This window comes from Acinetobacter sp. YH18001 (assembly GCF_013416975.1).
Taxonomy (GTDB): Bacteria; Pseudomonadota; Gammaproteobacteria; order Pseudomonadales; family Moraxellaceae; genus Acinetobacter; species Acinetobacter pseudolwoffii.
In genome coordinates this window covers 1-15673 of the sequence record NZ_VPEU01000022.1, presented here as the reverse complement: position 1 = coordinate 15673, position 15673 = coordinate 1, and the positions used below count along the sequence as shown (strand labels likewise).

General features: G+C 43.3%; 13 protein-coding genes. 10 read left to right on the top strand and 3 right to left on the bottom strand.

What is annotated here, in order from left to right:
- Positions 1 to 302: 302 nt before the first annotated feature.
- Both glnL and glnG read left to right on the top strand, forming a co-directional pair.
- Positions 303 to 1412: a nitrogen regulation protein NR(II) gene (gene glnL, locus FTV48_RS08665; protein WP_005096702.1), complete on the top strand. Its 1110-nt coding sequence runs from the start codon at positions 303 to 305 to the stop codon at positions 1410 to 1412.
- Positions 1399 to 2913: a nitrogen regulation protein NR(I) gene (glnG, locus tag FTV48_RS08660; protein WP_180000034.1), complete on the top strand. Its 1515-nt coding sequence runs from the start codon at positions 1399 to 1401 to the stop codon at positions 2911 to 2913. Before glnL ends, glnG begins: the two co-directional genes overlap by 14 nt.
- Before the next feature lie 6 nt (positions 2914 to 2919).
- Here the strand turns inward: glnG and FTV48_RS08655 are convergent, their stop codons facing one another.
- The 3 genes from FTV48_RS08655 to mnmG all read right to left on the bottom strand — a co-directional run bounded on the left by FTV48_RS08655 (position 2920) and on the right by mnmG (position 6779).
- On the bottom strand, positions 2920 to 3246 hold the full coding sequence (locus FTV48_RS08655) for a hypothetical protein (RefSeq protein ID WP_100328982.1): 327 nt from the start codon (positions 3244 to 3246) through the stop codon (positions 2920 to 2922).
- A gap of 130 nt (positions 3247 to 3376) precedes the next feature.
- A complete protein-coding gene (gene mhpT / locus FTV48_RS08650; protein WP_005171250.1) occupies positions 3377 to 4582 on the bottom strand; it encodes a 3-(3-hydroxy-phenyl)propionate transporter MhpT in 1206 nt (401 codons plus the stop codon).
- Between the two features lie 316 nt (positions 4583 to 4898).
- On the bottom strand, positions 4899 to 6779 hold the full coding sequence (mnmG, locus tag FTV48_RS08645) for a tRNA uridine-5-carboxymethylaminomethyl(34) synthesis enzyme MnmG (protein ID WP_100328704.1): 1881 nt from the start codon (positions 6777 to 6779) through the stop codon (positions 4899 to 4901).
- Between the two features lie 255 nt (positions 6780 to 7034).
- Here mnmG and FTV48_RS08640 point away from each other — a divergent pair, with 255 nt between their 5' ends.
- From FTV48_RS08640 to purD, 8 genes are all read left to right on the top strand, one after another.
- On the top strand, positions 7035 to 7505 hold the full coding sequence (locus tag FTV48_RS08640) for a hypothetical protein (protein WP_005171252.1): 471 nt from the start codon (positions 7035 to 7037) through the stop codon (positions 7503 to 7505).
- A gap of 146 nt (positions 7506 to 7651) precedes the next feature.
- On the top strand, positions 7652 to 8539 hold the full coding sequence (locus FTV48_RS08635; protein ID WP_180000032.1) for a bile acid:sodium symporter family protein: 888 nt from the start codon (positions 7652 to 7654) through the stop codon (positions 8537 to 8539).
- A gap of 88 nt (positions 8540 to 8627) precedes the next feature.
- Positions 8628 to 9515, top strand: a complete 888-nt coding sequence (locus tag FTV48_RS08630) for a bile acid:sodium symporter family protein (RefSeq protein ID WP_005096694.1) — start codon at positions 8628 to 8630, stop codon at positions 9513 to 9515.
- Positions 9516 to 9644: 129 nt separating this feature from the next.
- Positions 9645 to 10550 (top strand): 50S ribosomal protein L11 methyltransferase, encoded by a 906-nt coding sequence (gene prmA / locus FTV48_RS08625; protein ID WP_005171256.1) that lies wholly within the window; start codon positions 9645 to 9647, stop codon positions 10548 to 10550.
- A gap of 15 nt (positions 10551 to 10565) precedes the next feature.
- Positions 10566 to 11420, top strand: coding sequence for a DUF3426 domain-containing protein (locus tag FTV48_RS08620; protein ID WP_005171257.1), 855 nt, complete (start codon positions 10566 to 10568; stop codon positions 11418 to 11420).
- A 396-nt stretch (positions 11421 to 11816) separates the two neighbouring features.
- Entirely contained in the window at positions 11817 to 12086 is a 270-nt protein-coding gene (fis, locus tag FTV48_RS08615; RefSeq protein ID WP_001086304.1) for a DNA-binding transcriptional regulator Fis, read from the top strand.
- 95 nt (positions 12087 to 12181) lie between these two features.
- Positions 12182 to 13756, top strand: a complete 1575-nt coding sequence (purH, locus tag FTV48_RS08610; RefSeq protein ID WP_005096691.1) for a bifunctional phosphoribosylaminoimidazolecarboxamide formyltransferase/IMP cyclohydrolase — start codon at positions 12182 to 12184, stop codon at positions 13754 to 13756.
- A gap of 163 nt (positions 13757 to 13919) precedes the next feature.
- Positions 13920 to 15203, top strand: a complete 1284-nt coding sequence (gene purD / locus FTV48_RS08605; protein ID WP_180000030.1) for a phosphoribosylamine--glycine ligase — start codon at positions 13920 to 13922, stop codon at positions 15201 to 15203.
- Positions 15204 to 15673 lie beyond the last annotated feature (470 nt).

Sequence of the window (15673 nt, the reverse complement as noted above, 5' to 3'; positions counted from 1 at the left end):
TTCGCATCATAAAAATAGTTGAAAACCTGACTCTTTGCATCATGCACTAAAATAACGCCATAAAATATACAACATATTTGCGCGCGCACCAAAATAGAACATTTTAGATTTACAGCCTCAATTTAATCCGCTATACCTAAGATGAATTGTGTCGCTGTGGCACATTTCTGCATTTCATCGCAATAAATAAGCTTTAGTCATAAAAGTTGGCGTGCATCTTGCATCAAATCAGAACTTAAAATTGATTAAATTGCTTTATGAAGATGCCATTGCGCCATTTTAATACAGGAAAAAAACCGCGAATGGATCAGCTTATTCCGATCGACTATCGTGTTTTAGTGGACAATATGACCACGTGTATCTTATTGGTAGACCGCGATCTTAATATTTATTATCTCAACTCTGCCTGCGAAGCCTTATTTGATGTGAGCTTATTTCGCGCCAGTGGAAGTCCGGCACTGGGTCTTCTGCAACATCCGACCGATGAGTTTAATACTGAAGAAGCGCTGAACAACACTTTAACTACAGGCCAACCTTATACGCGCCGTGAAGCCACACTGATTGTCAACTTTAAGGACATTCATGTCGATTACACGGTTTCTCAACTAAATCTGGGTAAGCCCTATCACCCACTGTTGTTAATCGAGCTCAATCCTCGTGACCGTATGCTTAAAATTTCGCGTGAAGAAAACCTGATTCAGCAACATCAAGTGGCTCGCCAGCTGATTCGCGGTGTCGCGCACGAAATCAAGAACCCACTCGGCGGAATTCGGGGGGCAACACAACTTCTGGCTCGCAGTCTGAATGATCCACAATACAAAGAATTTACCGATATTATTATTAGTGAAGTCGATCGACTCCGAAATCTGGCCGACACCATGCTCGGTTCACGCCAACTGCCAAGCTATGAGCTGGTAAATGTACATGAGCCACTTGAGCGGGTGCGCTCACTCATCGCCAATCAAAGCAAAAAGAAAATCAAGATTATTCGGGATTATGACCTGTCCTTACCTGAAGTGCTGGCAGACCGTGATCAACTGATTCAGGTGATCTTGAATATTTGCGCCAATGCAGTACAGGCCATGACCGAGAACAAAGAGTTTTTTGTCGATCACCAGCCTGAACTGGTTTTAAGAACCCGGATTCAGCGCCTATTTACCATTAACGGGGCAATTCATCGCTCTGTGGTACGCATTGATATTGAAGACAATGGCCCTGGGGTCCCCGAAGACATTATCGAATCTGTGTTTTATCCACTGGTCACCAGTCGCGCCAAAGGTACCGGACTGGGTCTCAGTATTGCTCAAAATATTATTCATCAGCATAACGGCATGATTGAATGTCAGTCCGTGGCTGGAAAAACCGTGTTTAGCTTATATTTACCTTGGGAGTCGAATCATGTCGCGAAATAAAATATGGGTGATTGATGACGATCGTGCCATGCGCTGGGTACTGGAAAAAACCTTTAAAGAAGAAGGCTTGGACGTGACCAGCTTTGAAGAAGCACAATCCGCACTAGATCAACTCAGTGTTGATGCACCAGATGTGATTCTGACCGATATCCGTATGCCGGGGATTGATGGACTCACCTTCTTGGGTAAGGTCAAACACAATTATCCTGACCTGCCTGTGATTATCATGACGGCGCACTCAGACCTAGAGTCTGCTGTATCAAGTTATCAAACTGGTGCTTTTGAATATCTGCCAAAGCCTTTTGATATTGATGAAGCGCTGGCACTGGTCAATCGTGCGATTTTGCATATTACCAAGCTGCAACAACAAGAATCAGCAAAAGTTGCCCCGCCGATTCAATCGACTGAAATTATCGGTGAATCTCCCGCCATGCAGGAAGTGTTTCGCGCCATCGGCCGTTTAGCGCAATCGCATATTACTGTACTCATTAATGGTGAGTCCGGTACAGGGAAAGAATTGGTGGCACATGCCTTGCACCGCCATTCACCGCGTAGTGCAAAGCCCTTTATTGCCCTCAATATGGCAGCTATTCCAAAAGACCTGATCGAAACCGAACTTTTTGGTCACGAAAAAGGTGCATTTACCGGTGCCAATACCCAGCGTCAAGGTCGTTTTGAACAGGCCAACGGCGGCACGCTGTTTCTGGATGAAATTGGCGACATGCCTTTTGAAACCCAAACCCGTTTATTGCGTGTTTTGGCCGATGGCGAGTTCTACCGTGTTGGCGGTCATATTCCAGTTAAGGTCGATGTGCGTATCGTGGCAGCGACACATCAGGATCTGGAAAAACTGGTACATGACGGCCGTTTCCGTGAAGACTTGTATCACCGCCTGAATGTGATTCGGATTCACATTCCAAAACTGGCACATCGCAGTGAAGACATTCCGATGCTGGCGCAGCACTTCCTGGCACGTGCTGGTAAAGAACTCGGCGTTAATCCCAAAATTTTGCGTCCTGAAACCCAGGAATATATGCAAAAACTGCCGTGGCAAGGTAATGTGCGTCAACTTGAAAATACCTGTCGCTGGCTGACCGTGATGATCACAGGTCGTGAAGTCTATCCAGAAGACCTACCACCTGAGCTGAAACAAATCCCAATTCAAGATTTAGATTTAGGCTCACCAATTCCAAACTTAAACCAAGTGGGTCCACAGCACTGGGATGAATTGCTGGGTCAATGGGCCATGCAAAAACTCAAAAATGGCGAGATGAAACTTTTGGATGTCGCTACACCGATGTTTGAGCGCACCCTGATTAATGCTGCATTACAACAAACCCGTGGTCGCAAACGTCATGCAGCTGAACTTTTGGGCTGGGGCCGTAACACGCTGACCCGCAAGCTCAAAGAACTCGGTATGGATACGGCCGATGATGAGGTAGAAGAAGAAATCGAAAGTCCAAGATCTATAAAAGTACCTTCGGGTGCTTTTTTATACTGAGATGAGTTAAACAGTCAAGCCGATATAACGCGAATAACCTGCTGCGCCCAAGTCTGACTTTAAGATCAGATAGTCTGAATAAGTACTGGCGGTAATTTCATCAAACATATTCACCTGATCGTCATTGGCATGCAGATCATCTACCGAACGCGGCATGCTATGCTCAAATTCATCGGTCATATATTCAAAGCCAATATCCATTGCAATAAAGAGCGTATGCTCACACGGCTGCACATATTGTTCTTCAGTCCAGTCAATAATGCTCTGCTGGCAATGTGGACAGGCAATATTATCGGTGGCCTGAATATCGAGTTGGATCAGTTGGTAAGGCATATCAAGATCAATCTGTTTACTATACCCATATTTTAACAAATTTCTGCTATGGGCTTCGCTAAATAAAACACCAAGCAATAAAAAAGGAATCCTGAGATTCCTTTTTTTCATCTGATGATGGAGGATTGGCTTATTTATGCGCTGCTTTATAGCGAGACAATGCTGTCACCGCTACTGCCGACACCACGACAGCTGGCAAACTTGCCATAAGAATACCTGTGGTTCCCAAGCCTAATGCTAGAATTTTTCCGGTTAAAAGCGGACCAGTCATGGCACCTAAACGCCCCAAAGAAATCGCGCTACCCACACCTGTGACTTTTCCTGCACCTGAATAAAAAATCGGTGAAATGCCATAAAGAATAGACTGACCACCTGTAGAGAAGATCCCGCCCATTACTCCGGCCAAAATTAATAGCGGAATTGAGGTGGTAGTGAACAACAATACCAGCGCAACAAATAAACCACTATAAATAATGACAGCCATTTGCCATAGTTTTAAACGATCTAACAAATACCCCAAACCCAAGGTTCCAATCACTGCACCCACCTGAAACACCAGCATCACCAGAAAAGCCTGCTGTCTTTCCAGGCCTTGTTCCATCAGCAAATTAGGCAACCAGCTAATCAAAATATAGTTGATCATCAGGGTGAAGAAGAAACCTACCCAAAGCGGCACTGTATTTTTATACTGTTGCTGCTTGAACAAAACCTCGACCATGCCCGGTACAGCTTCGCCAGATCTTTTTTGCGCTACCGCTGCTTTAGGTTGATCTTTAAGAATAAAGCCCATAAAAGGGAGAAGCGCTAAAGGCGTTAAACCACCAATTAAAAATAAAGTCTGCCATTGAATATCTGGAAGCAGCATAGCCAAACCGGCGACAAAAATAGCACCAACAGGCAGGCCACAATACATCAAGCTATTGAGCTTACCGCGATTGGCTTCAGTTGCTTCATCTCCAACCACGGAAATCATGGTCGGCATTGCAGCACCCAGACCCAAACCGGTCAAGAAACGCGCAGCATATAAAACCTCGATGCTCGGTGCAATTGCAGTCAGCGACATGAACACACCAAAAATAGCCACAGACAACATCAGGACTTTCTTTTGTCCCAAATAATCCGCGATACGTCCGCCAAAGAATGCACCAAAGAGCATTCCAAAGACGCCCAGACTAAACACATAGCCCATCTGAACCTGATCTAAAGCAAAGCTTGCCGCAATTCCTTTTGCTGCAATTCCAGGAGCCTGAAGATCGAAACCCTCAAAAAATGCCACCCAAAAGCACAAGAAAATCGTCAATATTTTTCGTAATTTTTCACTATAAGGCTGTATCATGATTGATCTCCATCAATAACCTATAAATCGTTTGATAGCCTGACGATCCTATTCCCCCTATTCTTATCCTAATCTGGTCAGAGAAATACCACGACAATAGTCGGATTTAAGTTCATCAACTTGGCTCAACACCCTTTCCATTAGACCTAAAAGTTAAAATTTATAGACTTTTTACATCTTAATAATTTTTATTATCTTTATAAATAAGGCATTTAGTTAAATAGTAGTTATTTATAATTGAATGATAGCCGAGACTTATACAAAAATATCAGCCGATAAAAAGCCCGCATTGCGCGGGCTTTTTCACACTGTATTCTTAAGCAGATTTTTTCGTTTGTGCATTCTTACGAATCGTAATCATCACCAATTGAACAGCCGCAGGCGTCACACCCGGAATACGGCTGGCTTGCGCCAATGTTTCAGGACGTACATCCTTCAGTTTCAACGTGATTTCACGCGACAGACCTGACACGATGTCATAATCGAAGTCGCCTGGAATACGGGTTTCCTCAAGACGTTTCATTTGTGCCACATCTTCATGCTGACGGTTGATATAACCCGCATATTTCACTGCGATTTCAATCTGATCACCGACCTGCGCAGACACATCAGAACCGGTTAACTCGGCAATTTGTGCAAATGAAATATTTGGACGTTTCAAAAGATCGATCGCTGAACATTCTTTAGATAAATCTGCGCCAGTCATCTCAACGAATTTCTTGCCCATCGGATTGTTTGGCGCCGCCCAAAGATGCTGCAAACGACCGGTTTCTTTTTCAACTGCTTCCATTTTTTCGCAGTAAACCGCCCAACGTGCATCATCGACCAGACCCAATTCACGACCGATCGCAGTTAAACGCTGGTCGGCATTGTCTTCACGTAACATCAAACGATATTCAGCACGTGAGGTAAACATACGGTACGGTTCTTTGGTGCCTAACGTAATCAGGTCATCTACCAATACACCCATATAGGCTTCATCGCGTTTTGGTGTCCACTGCTCTTGATCCCAGGCACGACGTGCAGCATTTAAACCTGCCAGCAAACCTTGTGCACCTGCTTCTTCATAACCAGTGGTTCCATTAATTTGACCAGCGAAATACAGGTTATTAATCGCTTTGGTTTCAAGGGTAAATTTCAACGCTTGCGGGTTGAAATAGTCGTATTCAATGGCGTAGCCCGGACGCAAAATATGCGCATTTTCCATACCACGGATTGAGCGAACCAACTCAAACTGCACATCAAATGGCAATGAAGTTGAAATACCATTTGGATAAAGCTCGTGCGTATCCAGACCTTCCGGTTCCAAGAATACTTGATGCGAGTCTTTATCGGCAAAACGGTGAATCTTGTCTTCAATTGATGGGCAATAACGCGGCCCTACACCTTCAATTTTACCGGTATACATTGGTGAGCGATCTAGACCACCGCGAATAATCTCATGCGTACGTTCATTGGTATGGGTGATATAGCAGTTCACCTGTTCCGGATGCATAGACGCATCGCCCATAAACGACATGGTCGGAGATGGAAAATCACCCGGCTGCGGTGTCATTACAGAAAAGTCGACCGAACGTGCATCGATACGCGGTGGTGTACCGGTTTTTAAACGCCCCACAGGTAAATTCAATTCGCGCAAACGTGCTGCCAATGAAATCGATGGCGGATCACCGGCACGACCACCACTGGATTTTTCCAGACCAACGTGAATTACGCCGCCCAAGAATGTACCCGCAGTCAACACCACAGTTTTGGCATCAAAACGAATGCCCATTTGGGTAACCACACCTTTGACGGTATCGCCTTCAACAATCAGGTCATCAGCCGCTTGCTGGAAAATATCCAAGTTCGCCTGATTCTCTAAGGTTTCACGAATTGCCGCTTTAAAACGGACACGGTCTGCCTGCGCACGTGTTGCACGAACTGCTGCACCTTTACGCGAGTTCAAAATACGGAACTGAATACCGCCTTTGTCGGCAGCCAGTGCCATTGCACCGCCCAAGGCATCAATTTCACGCACCAAGTGCGATTTACCAATACCACCGATGGCCGGGTTACAGCTCATCTGCCCTAAAGTCTCAATGTTATGAGTTAAGAGTAAAGTCTGTCGACCCATACGCGCTGCAGCCAGAGCTGCTTCTGTACCGGCGTGACCGCCACCGATAACAATGACATCGTATACTTTAGGATAATGCATAGTGGTAATTGAGAGATAAAAAAGGATAGCTGAGTATTATAGCAAATTTCATTCTAAAGTAGACAGATTCAGTCGAATTTATCCTGAGATAAAAAATGAGTCATCCTGTACAAGAATCAAGCACTGTAATTTAACTTTGCAGAGGGACTATATAAATTAAACATATAAGTTCAGAAAATTACTCGATTTACACTGTTTAATTTTGAGTATTTTTTAAGCTATATACTGCTTACATTACAAACAAAGGTATAACTGATGAATAAGAATATTTTTCTCTCAACTGTTCTGTGTGGTTTATGTTTTGCGCCATTTGCAGCCTCAGCAAATGATAAGGTCGAAACCACTTATAATGCGCAAAAGTATCAACAGGTTTGTAAAGGCAAAACCCAAGGTGCTCAAGTCAGTTTTGCTCATCGAGGCATTATCTGGAATGGAACCTGTGAGCCACAGTTTTTCGCTTCATCAAAAAATGCTTCAATCAAAGGTGATGAAGCTGAACTCATGAGTACCTGTAGTGGCAATAGTAGCGCGACCACCGCCACCATTAATGGAACCGAAGTCAAAGGTAAATGTGCTTTAGGCTTTATGCCGCCACGCCCTCAGGGACAATCCCAAATGCACAGTCAGCCAATGCAACCACAAATGAGCCAGCCGCAAATGCAGCAACCAATGAATGACCAGCAGACTCCGCCTGATGCGCAAATGCAAACTCAGCCAGGCATGTAAGCTGTCATAGCTCTAAATAGCTTACATTTCAAGTAAAAGCTTTGACGGGCAAAGTGAATACATTTTGCCCGTTTTATATTGCTTATTTATTCAGCTCCGCTACACTTAAAATCTATCTAAAAATCAATAATAAAAAGGGATTTTTCATGGATTCGGGGTTTTTTAACTTTTTTTTGCCTATTACCTTGGCAATCATGATGATGGGGCTGGGACTCGAATTAAAAATCAAGGATTTCCTGCGCTTAAGCCGCTATCCTAAAGTCATTTTTATTGCCCTATTTACACAGCTCGTGCTGTTGACCAGTATTGCTTTCTTTATTTGCCTGATTCTGGACTTAGCTCCTTTACTCGCAGTAGGTTTAATGCTTCTGGCCGCTTCACCAGGAGGCCCAACCGCCAACCTGTTTAGCTATCTGTATAAAGGCGATGTCGCACTGAATATCACCCTGACTGCCATCAATACCATCATTTCTATTTTCACCCTGCCCTTTATTATCAATCTCTCATTACAATACTTTATGAGTCACGACTCGACTGTGACATTTCCAGTTGAAAAAGTGATACAGGTGTTTTTAATTACCCTGATCCCCGTGATCATCGGGATGCTGCTTCGAGCCAAATTTCCACATTTATCCATTACCGTCAGCAAATCGATGCGCTTCGTTTCAATTAGTTTTTTAAGCATACTCTTGATATTTGCCGTTTTTAGAGATCGTTTTAATCTCTTTGAATATTTTTCCAGTATTGGTTTAGCCACTGTGATTTTATGTTTTTCCAGCCTGTTTATTGGTTATTGCATTCCGCTACTGATGGGTATTCCAGAAAAAATGGCACGGGCCTGTACCTTTGAAATCGGCATTCATAATACGGCGATTGCGATCACCATTGCGATTTCGGTCTTAGGCAATGTCACCATGGCGATTCCGGCCGGCATTTACACCATTGTCATGTATAGTTTTGCGACTATTTTCGGGGTGATGATGAGTCGCCAATATATCGCTTATCGCCATAAAAATCGTTTATCGGATTTGTAATTTATTTGGCTGAGTCTGCGATAAAGCTGTATGCTTTTCCCAAGAAAAGCAAAAGTATTAAAATAATTTTTAACAAGGAGCATGACAGATGGATTCTGGCATTATTACGATTTTACTGCCGCTTGCGCTCGCGATTATTATGGTGGGTTTAGGTCTCGAACTTACCCTCAAAGATTTCGCCCGGGTCACCCAACATCCTAAAGCTGTTTTAGTCGCATTATTTTGCCAACTGGTCTTATTGGTCGGTATTGCATTTATCCTGTGTAAAGTTTTGGCCCTGCCTCCACTTCTTGCCGTGGGTCTGATGCTGTTAGCTGCCTCACCTGGCGGCAGTACGGCCAATCTGTTTAGCTATCTTTTCAAAGGTGATCTGGCACTCAACATCACCCTGACTGCGATTAATTCAGTGATTGCAGCCTTAACTTTACCGTTGATCGTTAATTTTTCGATTATGCATTTTATGCAGGACAGCCAGCAGATCACACTCCAGCTTGGTAAAATTCTTCAGGTGTTTGGCATCATTATTATTCCTGTCGCGATTGGTATGCTGATTCGACATCATGCACCACGCCTGACTGAAAAACTGAATAGACCGCTGCGTATTTTTGCAGTCATATTCTTGATTCTGATTATTGTCGGGGCCATCTATAGTGAACGCACCAATATTGCCGAATATCTGACTCAGGTCGGTGTCGCCACGGCATTGTTCTGTATTTTCAGCCTGACCATCGGCTATTTTGTCCCCCGCTTAATGAATATAGATACCGCTCAGGCACGGGCCAGTGCCTTTGAAATCGGCATTCACAACAGCACATTAGCCATGACCATTGCCCTGACCGTGATGTCCAGCACTGCTGTGGCCATGCCTGCCGCGGTTTATTCAATCTTCATGTATATTTTTGCTGCCATTTTTGGTCTACTTCTTAACCGCTTTGCACCATTAGACAGAACACCTCTTCTCTCTAAGGTTTCATAAGTCTTTATAGAGCTTTATACAGGGTGCTTCGGCATCCTTTTTATTTTGGGTATGCATCAAGAAGATAGCAGCGTTGTGTCTGAACTTCCGTTACAATAGCTTTTTGAAAAATGTATAAAGGTTATTTCTGTGAAGTGGTTACAAATTCATATTACGGTTGAACAAGCTCAGGTCGATTATACTGAGACATTACTCAGCTCACTAGGCGCAGTGAGTGTGACCCTGGATGATGCTGAAAACCAGGATTTGCTGGAACCACTTCCAGGCGAAACACCACTCTGGAATAAAGTGATTGTGACTGGTATTTATGCACAGGAAGAAGGCGAAGAAATTGACGTTGCTGCACTAGAAACCTTTATTGGTGCGCAAATGCCAGAAGCGCCGATCAAGTACGAATTCATTGAAGATCAGGCTTGGGAACGCACCTGGATGGATGCGTATGAGCCAATCCAGATTGCTGAAAAATACTGGATTGTACCAGAATGGATGCAAGCACCTGAAGCCGATGCAGTCAATATCAAGCTTGATCCGGGTCTGGCATTCGGTACAGGGAACCACGCCTCTACATTCTTGTGCTTACAATGGCTCGGCAAAATTGACGTTAAAGACAAAATCGTCATCGATTATGGCTGTGGTTCAGGCATTCTCGCGGTAGCTGCCCTGCTCTTAGGTGCTAAAAAAGCATATGCCACTGATATTGACCCACAAGCAGTTCTGGCCACCCAGCAAAATGCTGAACTGAATGGTGTACTGGACAAACTTTATGTCGGCCTGCCAGAAGAATTTAGAGATGAACTCGGCACTACCAAGGCTGACGTATTTGTTGCCAATATTTTGGCTGCGCCACTAATGATGTTGGCTCCTGAGTTCGCAACTTTAATTAAATCTGAGGGACAGTTCGCACTTGCCGGAGTTATCGAAGAGCAAGTTGCTGATGTTACTAGCATTTACTCAAATTATTTTGATATATTAGACGTAGAAAAACGAGACGAGCACTGGTGCCGTATCTCGGGTAAACGCCATAAGAATGAATGAGTCTACAAATAGTTTATGAGTGACAAACGAACCCATTGCCCTACCTGTTCCACCACCTACAAGGTCACAGTTGCTCAACTCACCATTGCGCAGGGTATGGTTTGCTGTCCCAAATGTACCACTTCATTTAATGCCTTATCGCATCTGGTGGCCGAAGCCCAAAACTCGGTCACTACCTCAGCGTCTCAGGATCAAACCTATTCTCGATATAACCCACCTGTATATGGTCGCGATCAACAGCAAAATACGCACAGTCTTTTATATATTTTCGATCAGAAAGTTGAACATTCAAATATCGATCTGGAAACCTATTTAAACAATCTGAACTATTTCAGTACCGAACCTATCTCGGTACTGCCGAGCATGAACTGGGAAGATCAGGCAGAAAAACAGATATACCGTGGGCCAATGTATTATATTGGCTGGAGCATCTTGAACCTGATGCTATTTGGCGTATTGCTGTTCCAGTTTTTCTGGTTTAATCCGCAATACATCAAAAATAGTCATATCATGAGTCTGGCCTTTAACAATGTATGCGAGGTGTTTAATTGTTCCAATCTGGAAAAATACTACACGCTGATTCAGGTCAATAAAGTCAAAATCAAGGCAACCAGTCACAAGAAAACTGAATTTAGCGGTGAGCTGATCAACTTCCATGACCGTAGCCTGGCTTTACCGATTTTAAAAATCAATCTGGAACAGCGCGGTGAAGTTGTTGCGACTTATAACCTGTCTGCCAAAGAGTATCTGATTGAAAGTCTGGTCAATATTGAACGTATCCCGAAAAACAGTCCATTTAAATTCAAATTTGAGCTTCCTGTCGATCGTAAAAGCTTTGATCGCTATAGTTTGGAAATAATTCGCCCTTAATCTGAATAGAAAGCATTAAAAAATTAAAAAAAGTTAAAAAAAATGCAGTTTTCTTGCTCACTTTTGCTTAGACAATGGTATGATACGCGCCACGAAAGCTATGTGCTGCAACTCCTCGCTACTTTTTCACAACAAATACAGTCTTGCCTAATGCGCTATAAAATTTATTGCGTATCGTGCAGATTTTTTTGTTTTGATTTTGGTCAGTAACAAAACTTTAACTATTGTTACGCTTATTTTTCGACCAAAACGTTGAGATGTGTCAAGCTATTGGCTCAATGCAATGATTAAGTTTTAGAACTCCAGTTTTAGGATCTAAAGCGGAGTTCATTTCAATTTTAGACCACTTTTTATATCGCTTTACCCAAGCGATATTTGTTTTTCGGATTAATTCGCATGAATAGCAAATCTCCTATTTTTACTGCACAATCTGATGTTGCTTTACGTATCCACGTAGATCGCGCAGTTCGCCATTATTTTGCGCAACTACAGGGCGAGCAACCATCTCAGGTATACGACATGGTGCTAGCAGAAATGGAGAAACCTCTTCTATCTGTAGTTCTAGAATATACACGTGGTAACCAAACACGTGCTGCCGAGATTCTCGGACTCAACCGTGGTACTTTACGTAAAAAGTTAAAAGCTCACGGTTTAATGAGTGAATAAATGATAAAATGCTTGCGGCTTCCGCAGGCATTTTTTTTAACCTGTAAATTGCTGATTTTGTTTTATTCTGTTCCTTGAAAACTGTGACGAAGATCATGACTATTAAACGCGCTTTAATCTCTGTGTCTGACAAGACTGGTATTGTTGAATTTGCACAAGAACTTGCTGCTCTAGGGGTAGAAATTTTATCTACAGGTGGTACCTACAAATTGTTGAAAGACAATAGTGTCGCTGTAGTAGAAGTTTCAGAGCATACTGGTTTCCCAGAGATGATGGACGGCCGTGTAAAAACGCTACATCCTAAAATTCATGGTGGTATTCTGGCTCGTCGTGGTCTAGACGAAGCTGTGATGGCTGAACACAACATTGATGCTATTGATTTAGTCGTTGTAAACCTCTATCCATTTGCTGCAACTGTAGCAAAACCAAACTGTTCACTGGCTGATGCGATCGAAAACATCGACATTGGTGGCCCTACCATGGTTCGCGCTGCGGCAAAAAACCATGCATCTGTAGGCATCGTGGTGAATGCTTCTGACTATGCCACTGTTGTAGCTGAGCTTAAAGCTGAAGGCGCTTTATCGCATGCGACTCGTTTCGACCTTGCAGTAAAAGCATTTGAACATACTGCACAATATGACGGCATGATCGCATCTTACCTTGGCGCTCGCGTAGGCAAACAAGAAGGTGAAGCGGACAAGTTTGCACGTACCTTCAATACACAATTGAACAAAGTTCAAGATCTTCGTTACGGTGAAAACCCGCACCAGTCTGCTGCGTTCTACGTTGAAGACACAGCGACAGAAGCCTCAGTTTCAACTGCGAAACAGCTACAAGGTAAAGAACTCTCTTATAACAACATTGCAGACACAGACGCTGCACTTGAATGTGTTAAATCTTTTGCGAAACCTGCTTGTGTAATCGTTAAGCACGCAAACCCATGTGGCGTTGCAGTGTCTTTAGACGGCATTCAAGCAGCTTATGACCTTGCGTATGCAACAGATCCCGAATCTGCATTTGGCGGCATCATTGCATTCAACCGTGAATTAGACGTTGCAACTGCACAAGCGATTGTTGAGCGTCAATTCGTTGAAGTGATCATTGCACCAAGTATTGCTGATGGCGTACTTGAAGTGACTGGTGCGAAGAAAAACGTACGTGTTTTAGTTTGCGGTGAACTTCCAGCAATCGATGCACGTCAATCGCAACTTGATTACAAACGCGTGAATGGCGGCTTGTTAGTACAAGATCAAGACTTGGGCATGATTACTAAAGCTGATCTTAAAGTGGTGACCAAGCGCGCTCCGACTGAACAAGAAATCGATGACATGATCTTTGCCTGGAAAGTCGCAAAATACGTGAAATCTAATGCGATTGTTTATGCGAAAAACCGTCAAACCATTGGTGTTGGCGCAGGTCAAATGAGCCGTGTTAACTCTGCTCGTATTGCTGCAATTAAAGCTGAACATGCTGGCTTGGTGGTTGAGGGTGCAGTCATGGCGTCTGACGCATTCTTCCCATTCCGTGATGGTATTGATAACGCTGCGAAAGCAGGTATCAAATGTATTATCCAGCCGGGTGGTTCTATGCGTGACGAAGAAACCATTGCGGCTGCTGACGAAGCAGGTATTGCGATGGTGTTCACTGGCATGCGTCATTTCCGTCACTAATTGATTCAAAGTCGTATTTATTAATCCCCCCTAAATCCCCCTTTGTAAAAAGGGGGACTTTTCACAAATAAAGGGACATTTTTATTCGTGAAGCCCTTCTTTTTTACAGGGTGAGAAGCATGGCTTCGCAAGGTGGGATTTTATTCTTTTGAGGGATTTTTAGATGAATATTTTAGTTCTGGGTAATGGCGGTCGTGAACATGCATTGGCATGGAAAATCGCCCAAGATGATAAAGTTGCTAAAGTCTTTGTTGCTCCGGGCAATGCAGGTACAGCCACTGAAAATAAATGTGAAAACGTGAATTTAAGCATTTTAGACAATGCTGCGATTATCGATTTTGCTAAAAATAATGCCATTGAACTTGTGATTGTTGGCCCTGAAGCGCCACTGGTAAATGGCGTGGTTGATGCCTGCCGTGAAGCAGGTGTAAAAGTTTGGGGACCGACCCAGTTTGCTGCGCAGCTTGAAGGCTCTAAAGCATTTGCGAAACATTTCTTAAAACGCCATAACATTCCAACTGCTTTCTATGATGTATTCACAGAAGTTGATGCAGCAAAAGCATTTGTAGAAAAAAATGGCGCGCCAATCGTGATCAAGGCGGATGGTCTTGCTGCGGGCAAAGGCGTGATCGTTGCCATGACCAATCAAGAAGCTTTCGATGCGATCGATGACATGCTTGCAGGCAACAAGTTTGGCGATGCGGGTTCTCGCGTTGTAATTGAAGAATTCCTTGCAGGCGAAGAAGCATCTTTCATTTGTATGATTGATGGCGACAACATCTTACCTATGGCGACTTCACAAGATCACAAACGTATCTTTGAAGGTGACCAAGGTCCTAACACGGGCGGTATGGGTGCTTACTCTCCTGCGCCTGTTGTGACAGCTGATGTATTTGAAAAAACCATGAACGAAGTAATGCGTCCTACCGTTGAAGGTATGAAAAAAGACGGTCACGTTTATACTGGTTTCTTGTACGCTGGCTTGATGATTGATGAACAAGATCAGCCTAAAGTGATCGAGTTCAACTGTCGTTTTGGCGACCCTGAAACTCAACCAATCATGATGCGTTTAAAATCATCTTTAGTGGATTTGGTTGAAGCTGGTATTGCGGGTAACTTACCTGCGGAAGCTGAATGGGATGAACGTAAAACTGTAGGTATCGTACTTGCATCTAAAGGCTACCCAGAAACTTCTAGCAATGGTGATGTAATTTCTGGTTTAGACACAGAAATGGCAGATGCGAAAGTATTCCATGCAGGTACGAAAGCACTTGAGAATGGTGACATCGTAACGGCTGGTGGTCGTGTACTTTGTGTGACTGCACTCGGTAATACCATTGGTGAAGCGCAAGCAAAAGCGCTCGAGCTTTGTCAAAAAGTGACTTTTGATGGTGTTCAATACCGTAAAGATATTGGTTACCGTGCGATTGCTCGTGAAAATGCTTAACCATTCATTTGATTAAGTAAAAACCCCGCTGAGTGCGGGGTTTTCTTATTTTGCAATAAGGTAATTTTTAGCTAGTTTTTCATAATTTTCTTTATTTTCAAGAAATTATTGGTAATAGTCATACAAATATGGGAATTTATCGTTATAAGTTTGAACATCTACTTCAATTTTTTATATCTAAAGCATAGGTGTTTTCCTCATGCAACTTATTCAAAGCTTTATATAACTCATTAAACTCGGCGTTACCTAAGCCCCTTAACGCAACCTTTTGAAATTACATAAATTTTTAAAAAAACTGTATACTCATCCCTAATAAGTTTATGCAAATCTAATACCAAGACGCCGACACCGACCCATTTATCCAAATGTGCACAGACGATGAAGTTATGTGCTATTTCCCAAAGAAGCTGAATCGAGATAACACCCTAGATCGGGAAAGAGTCGTGTAGGGGGAAAGCGTGGAGATCGGT

Coding starts and splice junctions, on each gene's coding strand:
- glnL (WP_005096702.1), top strand. CDS start 303: ATGGATCAGCTTATTCCGATCGACTATCGTGTTTTAGTGGACAATATG.
- glnG (WP_180000034.1), top strand. CDS start 1,399: ATGTCGCGAAATAAAATATGGGTGATTGATGACGATCGTGCCATGCGC.
- FTV48_RS08655 (WP_100328982.1), bottom strand. CDS start 3,246: ATGCCTTACCAACTGATCCAACTCGATATTCAGGCCACCGATAATATT.
- mhpT (WP_005171250.1), bottom strand. CDS start 4,582: ATGATACAGCCTTATAGTGAAAAATTACGAAAAATATTGACGATTTTC.
- mnmG (WP_100328704.1), bottom strand. CDS start 6,779: ATGCATTATCCTAAAGTATACGATGTCATTGTTATCGGTGGCGGTCAC.
- FTV48_RS08640 (WP_005171252.1), top strand. CDS start 7,035: ATGAATAAGAATATTTTTCTCTCAACTGTTCTGTGTGGTTTATGTTTT.
- FTV48_RS08635 (WP_180000032.1), top strand. CDS start 7,652: ATGGATTCGGGGTTTTTTAACTTTTTTTTGCCTATTACCTTGGCAATC.
- FTV48_RS08630 (WP_005096694.1), top strand. CDS start 8,628: ATGGATTCTGGCATTATTACGATTTTACTGCCGCTTGCGCTCGCGATT.
- FTV48_RS08620 (WP_005171257.1), top strand. CDS start 10,566: ATGAGTGACAAACGAACCCATTGCCCTACCTGTTCCACCACCTACAAG.
- fis (WP_001086304.1), top strand. CDS start 11,817: ATGAATAGCAAATCTCCTATTTTTACTGCACAATCTGATGTTGCTTTA.
- purH (WP_005096691.1), top strand. CDS start 12,182: ATGACTATTAAACGCGCTTTAATCTCTGTGTCTGACAAGACTGGTATT.
- purD (WP_180000030.1), top strand. CDS start 13,920: ATGAATATTTTAGTTCTGGGTAATGGCGGTCGTGAACATGCATTGGCA.